This is a genomic window from Nonomuraea sp. H19 (assembly GCF_052068215.1).
Classification (GTDB): Bacteria; Actinomycetota; Actinomycetes; order Streptosporangiales; family Streptosporangiaceae; genus Nonomuraea.
In genome coordinates, this window is the sequence record NZ_JBQHCV010000053.1 from 18204 (window position 1) to 32017 (window position 13814).

Below are 13814 nucleotides of genomic sequence, written 5' to 3' on the forward strand. Positions count from 1 at the left end.
GCTATGCGTCGCCGGCGTCGTGGCAGGGTTCGGTGGAGGCGCCAGGGCCGAAACCCTGACGGCGTTGCCCTATCTGAAAGCGGTGTCCAAGGCAGGCGTTCCAGGCGGTCGTCTGGTGCATGGTGCGACCGAGCAGGACTTCGTGCCCAGGGGAAGCAACTACGTCCGGCTCGCGCAGCCGGACGGCATCCATCCTTACCACGCGACGTTCGAACCGGGCCGCTACACATCAGCGGAGACCGGCAGAGCGCTGGAAACGATGGCCCACGACGGTTACAACACCGTACGGGTGTTCATCGACGCCGGCAGTGTCCCCGACGAGGAGAAGGGACATCCGCACGGGCTCGGCCGCGGTGCCCGGCACGATGAGCCGCTGTACGGCCCCTACATGGACAATGTCGCCGATTTTGTGCGTATCGCCACGCGGCACAAGATCAGAGTGATGTTCTCGCTCGACCATATCGGGCAGAACATCTTCTACTACCGGATGATCGGGCCGTGGGACTCCGGTGAGGTGCCCATCGAGGGCCGCAACATCGAATTCCTGAACGGCGAGTACCTTAAGGCGAAGAGCGCCTACCTGCGCAACTTCGTGGCCGGCTTGCGCGACCGGGTCGGCTCTGCCTTGCTGTCGACTGTCCTGGCCTACCAACTCGACAACGAGGCGTATCTCACAGGGGACACCGGACCGTTCAATCGCACGTCCGGACGTGTCCGCACGGCGAACGGCCTGACCTACGACATGTCGGTCCCTGAAGATCGGCAGAAGGCGCAGGACGAGAATTTCGTGAGCTATGCCAACCAGATGGTCGATGCCATCCGCAGCATCGACCCCAGGGCGCTGGTGACCATGGGTACGTTCACGTACGGAGCGGTCGGCAAGGCCGGTCCCGCCGGTCTGCCCGCCGATTCTCCCGGCGACCAGCGATTCCCTGTCCGGCCGCAGAATCTCATGAAGGACTCGAGGCTGTCCTTCCTCGATCTGCATCTGTACCCGGTGGACCAGCCCGGCCTGAACGCACCGTACGAACTCCGGCGCGATCTACAAACCATCGAATGGGACAAGGGAATCCGAGGACCGGTGATCGTAGGCGAATTCGGTGCCTTCAAATGGATGTATAACGACCTCGCCTCCGCCGCCTACGGCATGCGTGACCTCCAGCAGAAAACTTGCGAGCTTGGCATGCGCGGCTGGCTGTTCTGGACTTTCGATACACACGAAACCGAGGATCAGCGCCGGCTGTTCCATCTCACCGACGAAGGAGGCATGATCAACGGGCAACTCGCGCCGATCGTGCGGCCCGACCCCTGTGCCCGCTAACGCCGATCCGGCTGAGCACGCGCGCAGTCGCGAAGGTTGTCCGCGGCGGACTTGGGCGGGCTCGCACCCCAGGGGGCGTCGACGAGGCGTTCGGTGGAGACCGGTTCGTCGGGATGGCACAGCAGCATGGCGAGGAGCACGCGCGGCTTGTATCGGCAACGACGAGAACTACTACGAGGGGTTTTGTCATAAAGTGCACGCACGTGTTGGTGGCCGCGCTCGCCACTGGGCTGATGCTTACGGCGGCTCCCGCCTCGGCTGCCGCGCATCAAGCGGATGAGAAGGCGGTGTTCAGCCTGACCCACCTTTCCGGCCCCAAGGTCGGAAAGGTGGTCGTCGGCTACGCCGTCGTCGCTGTAAAGGACTTGTCGGATACGGCGACCATGGAAGAGGCGACCAAGGCGGTCAACGCCCGACTTCCCTTCAGGAAGAGCTTCAAGGTGAAGCCGGGCACATGCGCGATCATGGCAGTGGCAGGAGGCAAGAAGGGAACCAAACTTCGGCTGAGCGTCACCGTCGACGGAGCCGTACGGACCAGCAAGCGAGGGAAGGCGCCCACCAACGTCTACTGCAACGTGTAGCGGCTTGACGTGGTACGGCACGTATGCCGTACCACGTGGACCGCGTTCGCGAAGCCGGGGATCTTCGGCGTGCACCTTTGCGGAGCGCCGAACCGCCTTGGCGGGTCACGGCCACCCGCTGCCGTGTTCCTGCCGAGATATGCGTGGCGGAGTGACCGTGCAAGGGCGGCGCTCCGTCTGATGAAAAGTACGGGAGGGGAGCGACTCTACCTGGGCGCAGATACGCTCACCGGCATCGCCGCCGGCGCCACATTGTCGCTTGCCAGGGCTGAAGCTGGCCGGCGGCACCACATGATCCTTGATCGATTCGGCTAATTAGGTTCCGGATGCGTTTCCCGGGAAGGCAATTCGTGAAGCGAGCTGGGCCGCTGTATCGTCAGGTTCGGGCGATCGAGGAGTTGGCACCGCCTATCGCGGAGTTGTCCGACCTGGCGCTGAAGGGAAGCACGGGAGAGTTCCGCGGACGGCTGGCTGCTGGTGAGACCCTCGATGATCTCCTGCCTGAGGTGTTCGCAGTAGTTCGGGAGGTGTCCGGGCGGGTCTGCGGTCACCGTCATTCGGCTGATGAGCTGCGAGCGGGCGTCGCGCTGCACTACCGGTCGGTGGTTGAGCTGAAGGGTCGTGTTGCGGCGGCCGCGGCGGTGACCCTGGCGGTGTATCTGCGTGCGCTCGACTGCTGCGGTGTGCACCTGATGACCTCCGGTGAGGCGCCGCACACGGCCGAGGTCTGCCGGTTCCTCGGCCTGACGGTCATACCACTGGTCGAGGGGATGACCATAGAGGAGCGGCGGTCGGCCTACACGGCCGACGTGACGGTAGGTCCGGTTCAGGAGTTCGGATTTGACCACCTGCGTGACAACCGGGTGTCCGGTCCCGGGGAGCGGGTTCAACGCGATTTGCGCTGTGCCGTCGTGACCGGCGCAGACCTTGTCCTCCTCGACTGGGCGAACAATGAGCTGACGCTGAGAAGGGACGACAAGCTGGTAGCGTCGATCACCGTAGGAGAGTATGTACGGCTATATGAGCACGTGGCCGCGGTAGCCCCGGTGGCCCTGGGCGAGGCGGAGGAGTTCGCCTACCGCTACGATCTCGTGGTCGAGGCCGTCGCGTCGGCGCAGCCGGCCACCCGGCGCGACCACCGCGGCGCCGTGTACACCACCATCGAGGCCAAGCTCCATGCTCTGGTCGAAGCGGCCGCTGACTACCATGCCGAGGCCAGGTCGGTGCTGATCCGGGCTGACTCGCCCGATATCGCCGCGCGGCTGGCCGAGTTGCTGGCAGCCCGTGGTCTGGCCCTTACGGCGACTCACCCTCGGCGGCCGCTCGCCCATGCGGCAGGCCGACAGTAGTGACCTTGCTCGGAGAGACGGTCGCGGGGCCGGAAGTCGTTCCGGGCGGCGATCTTGACTGGCTGGCGGAGGAACAGGTGCTCGTCTCCGGGCTGGATCCGGCTCGCAGCACCGGCGAAACCTGGGCGGCGGCTGTGACCGCAGCCCGGCTACGGTTGCTGCCGAAGTGGAATGCCGATCGGCAGCGGGTGATCGAGGCGGGCGGGCTCGCGGTGCTGGGCGCGGAGCGTCTGGCGTCCCGGCGGCTGGAGACGCGGCTTCGGGAACTGGCCGGCCAGAACGGAGACACCCGGTTCTTCATGGCCCTGGACGATGGCTGGCTCAGGGCGCAGATGCCGGATCGGATACGGCGGATCTTCGGACAGAGCGACGATCCCATCGGTGGAAGATTGATGACGTGGAGCAGCGACCGCGTTCAGCGGAAGATCGAGAGAAGGATCATCGCGTACCATCGGCGGGCGTTCGACTACGCCGCGGTCTGCACTCCGTTCCGGGAGGCGATCTATGCTGAGCGGTGCGATCTCGTTGAAGGTCCGGATCCCCTGGGTACGCTGATTGCCCTGGCCGGGGCCGGTCACGAGGAGGGCTACCGTGCCAGGATGGCGGAGTTCGGTGCAGATGCGCTTTCCGCACTGGTGCGTCGTAGCGCCCAGGCCGTCATCGATCGGAAGTGGGCCTGGTATCTGCGAGATCTTGAGCGGCAGCTGCGTGATCTTGGCGACGAGGGTTGTCCCCAGGAATCGCTGCCCGCCTACCGGAGGGCAGCGGAGGCGAGATTCGAGGCGATGCGCCGGGACATGCATGAGAGAGTGATTGGCCATCTCCTCAACCCGAAGTGGGGGGAACCAGGTTTTGAGGGAACAGCGGCCCGCTGGTATAGCCAGCCAGCAGACGGAGCAAAGGATGCGTGGCGTCAGTGGCCCAACGCCGGTTCTCGCGTTCGTCCCCGTCTGGGCGAGTAGCGGTCCGAGGAGAAAACCGGTCGAGCCGGGCGCCGTCCGATGGAACGATGTGCGGTCGTGGGGAAACGATCGCTGTCCGGCCTTGAGTTCGCAGGTGTCTTCGACATCCATGTGACCGTGGCGGCCGACGGTGATCGTCGCGGCCGGGCTCGTCGAGCCGATGTTCTTCCAGGTAGGCGGCCAGCAGCGTGACGGTGCCGCCGTCCAGGGGGACGTGGCGGGTCTTGCGGCCCTTGCCGGTCATCGATGCCATGGCCGGGTGCTGGAGGCGGATGCCGCGGACGGCGAGGTCGGCGATTTCCTGGACCCTGGCCCCGGTGTCGTAGAGCGTGGCGAGCAGGGTCGCGTCGCGCCGGCCCTGCCGGGTGGACCGGTCGGGCCGGGCGAGCAGGAGCCGGGCCTGGTCAACGGTCAGGTGCCTGACGGCGGGGCGGTCCTGCTTCTTGGAGGGGATGGCGAGGATGTCCTGCCAGCAGGCCATCCGGGCCGGGTCCTCGGTCTGCATCCACGTGGCGAAGGAGCTGATCGCGGCCAGTCGCTGGTTGCGGGTCGAGACGCTGTTGTGCCGGTCTTCCTGCAGGTGGGCGAGGAATGCCGTGATGGCGCCGGCGTCGATGTGGTCGAGGGTGAGCCTGGCCGGCGGGACGGACGCTCGTCGCGGAACCAAGCGATCAGGAGCTTGAACGTGTCGCGGTAGGAGGCGATCGTGCTGGGTGAGCAGCCGCGGAGCCCGGCCAGGTGGGAGGTGAGGAAGCGGCGCAGGGCGAGCGCGAAGTCAGTCGCCATGGCGCGGCCCTGCGGTGGCGGGCGGCACGATGCCGCCGTACTCGTGCTGGACGCGGGCGGCGATCTGGGGATAGGACTCGGCGGTCAGCCTCAGGTAGTAGGCGGTGTCGCCGATCGAGGAATGGCCCATGTAGGCCTGCAGGACCGGCAGCAGCGCGCTGACGTCCTCGCCGGCGGCGAACCATGTCCGCAGGTTGTTGACCGCGAACGTGTGTCTTAGATCGTGGACGCGGGAGGCCGTGGCCCCGCCCGCCGTGGGAGATGCGGGCCTGCCAGAGGAACCGGCGGAAGTTCTTGTAGACGTTCAGCAGCGCCAGCGGCTGCCCGGCGCTGCCAGGGAAGAACCATTCCCAGCCCGGCTGCCCGGCCATGCGTGCGTGGTAGCCGCCCAGCCGTTCGCGCAGCGGCCCGGAGACCGGCACCTGTCGGTCCTTGCCGCCCTTGGCGTCGCGGACCTGCAGGACTCCGGCACTGACATCGACGTCGCCGGGGCGCAGCAGCCGGGCCTCGGAGCTGCGCAGCCCGCAGGCGTAGACCGTCCGGAACAGCACCGGCATGACCAGGTGCCGGAACGGGGCCTCGGAACTGTAGCGGCAGCGGTCGGTCTGGGCGAACAGGTCCGCCAGTTCCCGGTCGGTATAAATGTGCGGGACGTAGCGGGCGGGCCTGGGCAGCATGCGCGCGGGCAGGACATAGGCCTCGGTCCCGCGGCGGCCGAGCCAGCGGGCAAGTTCCCTGACCGGCGCGGCCAGGCCCTGCAGGGTCGCCGGCCGGACTCCCCGCTCGCGGGCCGCGGTGATCCAGGCCTCGGCGGAGGCCTTCGTGACCGTTTCTAGTCCGGGGAACTCGGCGCGGCAGAACGCCTCGAACCGGGCCAGCACCCATTCCTCGGCGTCGTACTTGTAGCCGACGGCGCGCTTATCGGCGGCGAGCGCCGCGATCGCGACGGCCAGGCCCGGGTTCGCGCTGCCCTTCACCGCGGCACCTGCCTTCCGGGCTCGTCGGGGTCCAGGGCGCACCTGGCGAGCAGGCCGAGGGAGGATTTCAGGTAGACGCCGGTCGAGGCCACCGACTGGTGGCCGAGGATGTCGGCGATCTGCTCGACCGGGGTGCCGCCCTCCATCAGCCGGGTCGCCAGCGTGTGCCTGAGAGAATGCATGCCGCGGCGGCGCTTGTCGCTCACCGGGACATGCGCCGCCCGGGCGTACTTGACCAGCATCTGGTGCAGGTGCTCCTGGTCGGAGAACGGGCCGACCGGGGCGGTGTGCCGCAGGAACACCTGCGGGCAGTCGCCGGCCGGCCGCCCGGAGCGGACGTAGTCGATGACCGCCCAGCCGACGTCCTTCAGCAGCGGCAGCCATACCCTGCCGCCGGTCTTGGCCTGGGCGACCGACAGCCGGTTGCCCGGCCAGTCGAAATCGGAGAACTCCAACCGCTTGACGTCGATGCCGCGCAGCCCGAGCCTGGCCACCAGCAAGATGATCGCGTAGTCGCGCTTCCCACACGGGTTGCCCCGGTCGACCGCCTCCAGGATCCTCGCCACGTCGCCCTGGTCCCATACCGACGGGATCCTCGCCTGCCTGCGGGACGGCACCGCCGGGACCGCCTCCGCCGTCGCGGTGCCGGCCAGTCCGGCCTCGGACGCGAACCGGAGGACCGCAGGGCGCACAGTTTCTGCTCGACGGTCTTGGCCTGGTAGCCGGCCAGCGTGGCGACGAACGCCCCGACCGTCCCCGCATCGCAGCGGGCGAGCCCGCCCCGCGTCCCGGCGAACGCGGTGAACTCCCCGGCCAGCGTCCCGTAAGAGCGCACCGTCGAGGCGCTCCGCTCCGCGGCCCGCAGCCATGCCTCGAATCGGACGACGACAGCGGCCTCGTCCGCGGACAGCTTGCTGACCATGCGGGAGTAGCGGCGCACCACGGCGCCGTGAGTCTCGTAGTCGCCCAGCATCTGGGCGACCCTGAACAAGTACACGTCGGTCTGCTTGAGCGTGCCGGCCTGCTCCTTGGCGAAGAAGCAGCAGGCCTCGTCAACCCACTCCATGGCCAGGTCCAGCGAGAACTCCTCCACGCCGCGGGCAGCGAAGTACCGCTGCAGGCGGCGCCAGGCGCCCCGGTACCAGACCATCGTCGAGTCCTTGTAGCCCAAGCGGATCATCTCCGCTTCCAGGCCGGACACCAGCACAGGCAAGGCGACCATCGGCCGACCTCCGATCATGCGCGGCCCGGCCTCTGCCAGGCCTCATGAACGGATCTTCGGCGTTATGGTCAGCGTTCGCTAGCCTGTCCGGCCCTCACCAGCCGCAACGGGTCGACACTGCGCATAATCCAGCACTGCGCATAGGGATCGTTATGCGCAGCTGAACATAAGCCGCCTTGTGACGAAGCTCGAGGAAGGCGAAGTACGTCTTGATCGTCTGAGCCCGTGCCGCCCGCGTGTTCCGGAGAGACCTCCCGCAGCACCTTGCCAAAGTAGATATCGATGTCAGACGGCTCCAGTTCCCACAGCGGCCGCCCGAACCAGGCCCGGACCTGCTCCAAGTGCGACATGTCCGCAGCGATCGTCGAGTCGGCGAGCCCTGCGGCCGCCCGGGCCAGCACGAACCCGGTCAGCACGTCGGTCTCCAGCGCTTCCAGGTCCTCGGCGATGGCCGGAGCACGCGCCACCCGAAGATCTTTCACCACCGCCAGCGCCATCTCCGGCCACCTCGCCTTCACCATCGCAGCAAGACGAACGACCAGGACGATAGACCTTCAGAAACTCTGAAATCTCATCAACACCAGAAGGAGTCGGAGCACCAGCAGATAAGCCCAGGTCCTGCGGCTGAAGAAACCGAGGATGGTCAGAGGAACTCAGGGGTTATTACATAGAAACGGACCGGAAGCAATTCCGGCACCGCGCCCCAGGCCGACTCGACCACTCGTGACCGCATTTCACCGGTGCTGCCCGTAGTGCGGGATCAATAACCACGCGAATGACGGGGCTGCTCTCCCGCTGGACCGGACGCGGCAGACGACGAGGTCTTGCGGCAGCGAGAAGCCATGCGCGTGACCCAGTCGGGTGGGTGTTTCCGCCCCTTGGGGTTGAGGTCTTTGAGTGCCGGGATGTGGTGCGCCTCGACCCGCTCCGTGGAACCGCATAAATTCACAGATGTCGGCGGTGAGCCATTGGATCAGCTTGGACGGGCACCTGTTCCAGATGCGCGGCGGGTTGTCGTTGAGGGGCTGCGTGGTGACGTCCCGGGTCCAGGCTGATGCCGCCCCATTGCGGTTACCACTGGCGGTCGTCCGTCGTCGCGTTACAGGGGACGTGCAGGCCACGGCGTGGACCATGCTCGGTGTCGGGGTTAGACGCCAAACCGAGTGGCGGTCATGGACGATCTACGCTGTGGAATATGTTCCGGTAGGCGCGTGGCGAGACGCCACGGCGGTTAACAAACTGCTCTCGAAGGACGGCGACGGACCCGAACCCGGCCTCACGCGCGACTGTCTCGACCGGCAAATCGGTCGTCTCCAGCAGTTCCTCAGCGCGGTTGAGTCGCTGGGCGCGCACCCAGGCAAGCGGGGTGGTTCCGGTGACACGTTTGAAGTGGCGAGCGAAGGTACGCGGGCTCATCAGGGAGTACGCGGCCATCTCGTCGACCGATAGCGGCTTGTCCAGATTTGTTCGGACCCAGTCCAGCAGGGAGCCCAGCCGCTCATCATCGCTTCCGGCGGGGACGGGCGCCGGGATGTACTGGGCCTGTCCTCCCTCACGATGCGGTGCCACGACGACCTGGCGGGCAATGGCGTTGGCGACTGCAGCACCGTGCTCGCGCCGTATCAGGTGCAGGCACATGTCGATCCCGGACGCGCTGCCCGCGCCGGTAACTATGCCGCCCTCGTCCACGTACAGGGCATCCGGCATGACGGTAACCTCTGGGTAGCGGGCGGCCAGATCACCGGCCAGGCTCCAGTGGGTGGTCGCGCGACGTCCGTCGAGCAACCCGGCTGCCGCCAAGAGGAACGATCCGGTGCAGAAGCCCGCGATGATGGCACCCCTGCGGTGCGCGACCTTGATCGCCGCCGCGACCGGCGGCGAGAGCGTGGGAGTCTGTGTGTCACAGGGGAGCAAGATGACCAGGTCTGCCTCCTCCATGCGCTCCAGCCCGTGGCCGACTTCCATCGGCAGGCCGAGTTCGGTGCGTACCGGGCCGGGTTGTTCGGCGCACACCGTCAACTCGAAGCGCGGCAGACCGAGATCGGTGCGGTCGGCGAAGATCTTGGCCACCAGGCCCAGCCCGAAAGCGCTCACGTCTTGGGTAGCGTACGCAGCCACGGAAGAAAACGGCGTCATAGCTCCATATTGGCAGGATTTCCGCCAATATCTGCAGAACCGCCACTGTCAGGGCAACCAGCGTCTCCATGATGATCCATAGTTCCCAATGCGGAGACCGGGAGACCTGTGAGCGGCATACCGCCGTTAAGCAGTGCGTCGTAAGCCGTACTCCATGAGCGTAACGGGGCACGTAGGCCTCGGTCCGGCAGGGCGGAGCGGAACCCCTGATCTGGGCTTTCACCGTGCCGGGTGGGCACGACTTTCTGTCGGCGGCGACGACGGCGAGCAGGCCGGGAATGCCTCGTCGATCTCGGCGCGTCTCAACATGTTCATGCGCGGGGCGCCGATATAGGTCCGCCCGCGGTCCGCGTGGGCAACGCCTTCAAACGGTTCCGGAATCCAACCGGGTCAGACCTTCGGCATGCCCGGTCTACCCGTCCAGAATGGCGGGAAAAATGCTGATATAGGCAGCAGCACTACTGTCGCTGTCTAGAGACGGCCTCCATGCTTGTGGATGATCGGAACGCATGGGGGAGACTTATGAGTGACCTTCCGGCTGCCAGGACGGCGTCGTACACCGTTCTGTACGAGGGCTACGGCAGCGACGGTGTAGCGAGCACGGTCGGATATGTCCAGGACGGCGAGGTCCGCTTGGTAACCGATCCCGGCATGGTCAAGAACCAGTCGCTCATTCTCGATCCGTTGTGGGCACTGGGCGTGGCGCCCGAGTCGGTGACTGACGTCGTCTTCAGTCATCATCATCCCGACCACACGCTGAACGCGGCACTGTTCCCGAATGCCAGATTTCATGACCACTGGGCGATCTACTCCGGTGACCAGTGGACCTGGCGTGACGCCGAGGGCTACGAGCTCACGCCGTCGATCAAGCTGATCAGGACGCCTGGGCACTCGCACGAGGACATCACTACGCTCGTCGGTACTCCGAGCGGGGTCGTGGTCTTCACCCACGTGTGGAACGACGCCACGTCCACAGGGGACAGGCATGCCGTCGATCTCGAGGCGCTGCATCTCGGCCGTAAGCGGGTATTGGCGGTGGCCGACATCGTGGTCCCCGGCCACGGCGCTGCGTTCATCCCTGGTGCCGATACGCCGCGCTAGGTCTAGGGCCCGTCAACCTGGAAACCGGCGAACGCACCTCCCTGCCGACGCTGCCAGGGGCGAGGGGAATGCGCTGCAGCCTGAACTGGTGCGTGGCCACGCTGGAAGGCCGTACCGTGCTGTGGAGTCTCGCCGGTGGCGAGTCCCGGGTCGTACGCGGCCATCTCACCCCGGCGTCGCGCGGATCGCTTCATCGACCTCGGCGCGACCGTGCATGACCTCGTCACCGGGCAGAGCGTCGAGATCGGCCTGAAGAAGTCACAAGGTGGAACCACCTGGCACAGCGGCGTGTCCTCCTCCCCTGGGCTGGTGTTCAGCTGGCAGGCGCCGTCCTGCGGCTCGTCCGGCTCGCCATCCTGCGGCTCTGGCAATGGGCCTGAACTGGCCGTGCTCAATCTCGCAGCGGTTCAGGGGTGAATCTGCATCCCCAGAGCCTTGCCCGAATCACGGTGCGCCGACTGGTTCCGCCCATGCCGGCCGACGCGTGGTGGGGATGGGTGGGGCCGCTCTTCGTCACCGTGCTCGGCGGAGCATTGCGATTCCTCCGGCTGGGCGAACCGCGCGCGGTGGTCTTCGACGAGACCCACTACATCAAGGGGGCCTATTCGCTGCTGACGTTCGGTGTCGAGCGCATGACGTTGGACACCGACGAAGACCCGATCGCCAACCGAATGATCATGGCTGGCGATCTTAACATCTGGCGGCGGTGCCCGACCATCGAGGAATGCGCCGAGTACGTCGCCCGTAGATGGGGCGGCCGTCCGGGATCTGCCCTGCGGCGAAGGCGTCTAGCCGCACCGCTTCCGGACGGCTGTCATGTGCGGGATATGAGGTCGAGAAGTCCAGCGGGGCCGCGTGCAGCCCTATGTCCGCGAGATCTTCTCGCCCGCCGTGAACGGCACGTGTGTCAAGCGTCTGGCGAGTCATGAGTGCATGATTGAACCCTCATCGGCCACCATCAAGAGAGCCTGAATTATATTTTCCGCATGGACCCGAAACTTCAGCTTGGATTCGATTGATCTTGAGATTCTCCGGCTGCTGCAGAACGATGCGCGGATCACCAATCGACACCTGGCGGACGCGGTCGGCATTGCTCCATCCACGTGCCTGGGCCGTGTCAGCCGGCTGCGCTCCGCCGGGGTCATCGAGCAATACACAGTGCGCGTCCATCCAGCCGCGCTGGGCAGGCCTTTGGAGGCCTCGCTGGCGGTACGCCTGCAGCCACATCGCCAGCCGTATGTGGACGCATTCGTCGACCATGTGCTCGCTCAGTCGGAGACTCGAACGCTCTATCACCTGACGAGCCCCGATGACTACATCATCCATGTGGCCGCCGTGGACGCGGCCGACTTGCAGCGTTTTGTCCTGAACGAGCTGACGTCACGGCCCGAAGTGGCGCTGGTCCACACCAACCTGATCTTCCAGCAGTGGCCTGGAACACCGCTGCTTCCACCGGGCGCCAAGGCTCGTGATATGAGGCCGGCCATTGGCGGGAATCAGCCGGAACTTGGCAGGCCATCATCTTGATAGGCACATCCCCTTTCATGGACCATGAGCGGGCGTCCCGGCTCGGATGAAGAGAACACACCCGCATGACCGAACGCCCAGCACATGTGGCGGAGCGTCCGGTCATTCGGATGAAGATTCGCATTGCGGGGTCGTCGTATCGGTTTACCAATTCGGATTTCGGGTGACCAGTATCACATTCAGGGATCTTGAGGTTTGCGCCCGTGACGGGTGTACGCAACTACCCGGTCTTGGGTGAAGCCCCGCAGGTCATGCAGGCGGGTGGTCACCCATGCCTTCATCCGGACCGCGGCGACCCGGCACTGCGGGCAGAATCTGGCCCGTTCATCCGCGGTGGCCAGGTGCACCACCGGTCCATCCTGCAGTCCATCACCTGCGGCGACGACCCTTGACGGTTACCCCGTCCAGGCCGAGCAGCAGCGGCGTATCGTTGACGCACTCGACGGGGTGGAGTCCACCACCCACATCGGGTCGTGCCACAGATCGACCTCGCGTGCCAGTGCCCGGATCGCGGGTTTGAGCAGGGGCAGGGTCTTGCACAGGCGTTTGTTGTAGCCGGACTGGCCAGGCAGGGTAGAGGGCGCGCGTGATCCGGTAGCCGGTCGTCACGGGGTGGCCGCCGGGCCGGGGGACGGACGGTCGGCGCGGGGGGCCGGCCCGCGTGTGCCTGGCACGGTCGGTTCGGGGGAGATGTGGGCTGGGCCGGGGGTCAGCTTGCGGGTACCCGGCAGATGCCGTACGCCCCACTCCGCGAGCGCGTCGACCACGGGGCCGAGCTGCCGGCCCGCCTCGGTGAGCCGGTAGGTGTAGCGCGGCGGGCGCTCGCTGTAGGGCAGGCGCTCCACGATGCCGGCGTCCTCGAGCCTGCGCAGCCGGTCGGCCAGCGTGTTGGTGGGGATGGCCTCGGCGGCGCCGACGAAGTCGCCGTAGCGTAGTTGCCCGGCCATGAGCAGGTCGCGCACAAGCAGCAGCGACCATCTGTCGCCCAGGATGTCCAGCGTGCTCGCGACCGCGCAGTCCGAGCGGCGCCAGCTTGATTCAGCAGCCATGGAAAGGATTCTCACCCAGTCACTTGCGTTCTGCAAGCGACGAGTCATATCGTCGCTTGCAGAACGCAAGTCACTAGATGGGTGGTCTCATGTCTCCTGCTGCCTCCGCTCCTGCCGCCGTGCCCGCCGTCCCAAGGCTCACGCTCTGGCTGTGGGGCATCGCGGCCGCCTGGTGCGCCGTTGTCGCGCTGGCCGCCTCCGCCGGGGCGTTCGCGGCCAGCGGCACCCCGCCCGTCGCGCTTGGGCTGGCCGTCGCCGTACCGCCCCTGCTCGTCGTTGCGCTGCTGGCCTGGTCACCTCCGTTCCGGGCCTGGGCCGCCGCGGCCGATCTGCGCGCGCTCACGACGCTGCAGACCTGGCGGGTCGCGGGCTTCGGCTTCGTCGCCGTGTGGGCCGTCGGCGACCTGCCCGGCGCTTTCGCGCTCCCCGCGGGCCTCGGCGACATCCTGGTGGGCCTCACCGCCCCGCTGGTCGCCGCCCGCTGGACGGGGCCCGGCCGACTAGCCCGGAGGATCTTCTACGCCTGGACCGCGATGGGCATCCTGGACCTACTCCTCGCCGTTACCCTCGGCGTGCTGCACTCGCCCACGCGACTCGGCGTCCTGGCCGCCGCCGGTGACACGGCCGTGATGGCCACGCTCCCCATGAGCTTGATCCCCACCTTTGTCGTGCCCGCGATGCTGGCGCTGCACGCCATCTCGGTGTTCAACGCCCGCCACGCCTTAGCCTGCGGCTTTCACGGCGAATTTGAGCCAGCCTGATCGTTCACATAAGAAAAGTGCCCTTGAACTGGGAGGATCGGA

The 13814-nt window shown here is 66.7% G+C and carries 15 protein-coding genes and 2 pseudogenes; 8 read left to right on the forward strand and 9 right to left on the reverse strand.

Going from position 1 to position 13814, the window contains the following annotated elements; genetic code table 11:
* The first annotated feature begins 64 nt into the window (after window positions 1-64).
* Window positions 65-1321: a cellulase family glycosylhydrolase gene (locus tag ACTMTI_RS53540; RefSeq protein ID WP_441128801.1), complete on the forward strand. Its 1257-nt coding sequence runs from the start codon at window positions 65-67 to the stop codon at window positions 1319-1321.
* On the opposite strand, the gene ACTMTI_RS53545 is transcribed toward ACTMTI_RS53540, so the two are convergent.
* Window positions 1318-1461 carry a hypothetical protein gene (locus tag ACTMTI_RS53545; protein WP_441128802.1) on the reverse strand — a complete coding sequence of 48 codons (144 nt, stop codon included), beginning with the start codon at window positions 1459-1461 and terminating at the stop codon, window positions 1318-1320. The two genes, ACTMTI_RS53540 and ACTMTI_RS53545, sit on opposite strands and share 4 nt — an antisense overlap.
* Before the next feature lie 63 nt (window positions 1462-1524).
* Here ACTMTI_RS53545 and ACTMTI_RS53550 point away from each other — a divergent pair, with 63 nt between their 5' ends.
* The 3 genes from ACTMTI_RS53550 (at window position 1525) to ACTMTI_RS53560 (ending at window position 4213) form a co-directional block, all read left to right on the forward strand.
* A complete protein-coding gene (locus tag ACTMTI_RS53550) occupies window positions 1525-1902 on the forward strand; it encodes a hypothetical protein (RefSeq protein WP_441128803.1) in 378 nt (125 codons plus the stop codon).
* Between the two features lie 350 nt (window positions 1903-2252).
* A complete protein-coding gene (locus tag ACTMTI_RS53555; protein WP_441128804.1) occupies window positions 2253-3251 on the forward strand; it encodes a hypothetical protein in 999 nt (332 codons plus the stop codon).
* Between the two features lie 5 nt (window positions 3252-3256).
* Complete coding sequence (locus ACTMTI_RS53560) at window positions 3257-4213, forward strand: preprotein translocase subunit SecA (RefSeq protein WP_441128805.1); 957 nt, start codon at window positions 3257-3259, stop codon at window positions 4211-4213.
* Between the two features lie 160 nt (window positions 4214-4373).
* On the opposite strand, the pseudogene ACTMTI_RS53565 reads toward ACTMTI_RS53560, so the two are convergent.
* The 6 genes and pseudogenes from ACTMTI_RS53565 to ACTMTI_RS53590 form a co-directional block, all read right to left on the reverse strand.
* A pseudogene (locus ACTMTI_RS53565) lies at window positions 4374-4718 on the reverse strand (tyrosine-type recombinase/integrase); the annotation flags it as partial.
* 166 nt (window positions 4719-4884) lie between these two features.
* Complete coding sequence (locus tag ACTMTI_RS53570; RefSeq protein WP_441128806.1) at window positions 4885-5976, reverse strand: tyrosine-type recombinase/integrase; 1092 nt, start codon at window positions 5974-5976, stop codon at window positions 4885-4887.
* A complete protein-coding gene (locus tag ACTMTI_RS53575; RefSeq protein ID WP_441128807.1) occupies window positions 5973-6668 on the reverse strand; it encodes a site-specific integrase in 696 nt (231 codons plus the stop codon). The genes ACTMTI_RS53570 and ACTMTI_RS53575 overlap by 4 nt, the downstream gene beginning before the upstream one ends.
* 598 nt (window positions 6669-7266) lie before the next feature.
* Entirely contained in the window at window positions 7267-7695 is a 429-nt protein-coding gene (locus ACTMTI_RS53580) for a hypothetical protein (protein ID WP_441128808.1), read from the reverse strand.
* A gap of 263 nt (window positions 7696-7958) precedes the next feature.
* Complete coding sequence (locus tag ACTMTI_RS53585) at window positions 7959-8147, reverse strand: HNH endonuclease (RefSeq protein ID WP_441128809.1); 189 nt, start codon at window positions 8145-8147, stop codon at window positions 7959-7961.
* A gap of 221 nt (window positions 8148-8368) precedes the next feature.
* Window positions 8369-9292 carry a GlxA family transcriptional regulator gene (locus ACTMTI_RS53590; protein WP_441128810.1) on the reverse strand — a complete coding sequence of 308 codons (924 nt, stop codon included), beginning with the start codon at window positions 9290-9292 and terminating at the stop codon, window positions 8369-8371.
* Between the two features lie 564 nt (window positions 9293-9856).
* Between ACTMTI_RS53590 and ACTMTI_RS53595 the strand changes: the two genes are divergently transcribed.
* The 3 genes from ACTMTI_RS53595 (at window position 9857) to ACTMTI_RS53605 (ending at window position 11962) form a co-directional block, all read left to right on the forward strand.
* Window positions 9857-10435: an MBL fold metallo-hydrolase gene (locus tag ACTMTI_RS53595; protein ID WP_441128811.1), complete on the forward strand. Its 579-nt coding sequence runs from the start codon at window positions 9857-9859 to the stop codon at window positions 10433-10435.
* A 135-nt stretch (window positions 10436-10570) separates the two neighbouring features.
* Window positions 10571-10852: a hypothetical protein gene (locus ACTMTI_RS53600; RefSeq protein ID WP_441128812.1), complete on the forward strand. Its 282-nt coding sequence runs from the start codon at window positions 10571-10573 to the stop codon at window positions 10850-10852.
* Window positions 10853-11440: 588 nt separating this feature from the next.
* Window positions 11441-11962: an Lrp/AsnC family transcriptional regulator gene (locus ACTMTI_RS53605; RefSeq protein WP_441128813.1), complete on the forward strand. Its 522-nt coding sequence runs from the start codon at window positions 11441-11443 to the stop codon at window positions 11960-11962.
* Between the two features lie 398 nt (window positions 11963-12360).
* Here ACTMTI_RS53605 and ACTMTI_RS53610 read toward each other — a convergent pair.
* Together ACTMTI_RS53610 and ACTMTI_RS53615 are read right to left on the reverse strand one after the other, a co-directional pair.
* Window positions 12361-12534 (reverse strand): annotated as a pseudogene (locus tag ACTMTI_RS53610) (IS982 family transposase); the annotation flags it as partial.
* A gap of 33 nt (window positions 12535-12567) precedes the next feature.
* Window positions 12568-13011 carry a winged helix-turn-helix transcriptional regulator gene (locus ACTMTI_RS53615; protein ID WP_441128814.1) on the reverse strand — a complete coding sequence of 148 codons (444 nt, stop codon included), beginning with the start codon at window positions 13009-13011 and terminating at the stop codon, window positions 12568-12570.
* 89 nt (window positions 13012-13100) lie between these two features.
* Between ACTMTI_RS53615 and ACTMTI_RS53620 the strand changes: the two genes are divergently transcribed.
* Entirely contained in the window at window positions 13101-13772 is a 672-nt protein-coding gene (locus tag ACTMTI_RS53620; RefSeq protein ID WP_441128815.1) for a hypothetical protein, read from the forward strand.
* Window positions 13773-13814: the final 42 nt, after the last annotated feature.

Excerpts from the sequence above, each read along its gene's own strand:
- ACTMTI_RS53595 (WP_441128811.1), top strand. The coding sequence starts at position 9,857 with ATGAGTGACCTTCCGGCTGCCAGGACGGCGTCGTACACCGTTCTGTAC.
- ACTMTI_RS53620 (WP_441128815.1), top strand. The coding sequence starts at position 13,101 with ATGTCTCCTGCTGCCTCCGCTCCTGCCGCCGTGCCCGCCGTCCCAAGG.
- ACTMTI_RS53580 (WP_441128808.1), bottom strand. The coding sequence starts at position 7,695 with ATGGCGCTGGCGGTGGTGAAAGATCTTCGGGTGGCGCGTGCTCCGGCC.
- ACTMTI_RS53615 (WP_441128814.1), bottom strand. The coding sequence starts at position 13,011 with ATGGCTGCTGAATCAAGCTGGCGCCGCTCGGACTGCGCGGTCGCGAGC.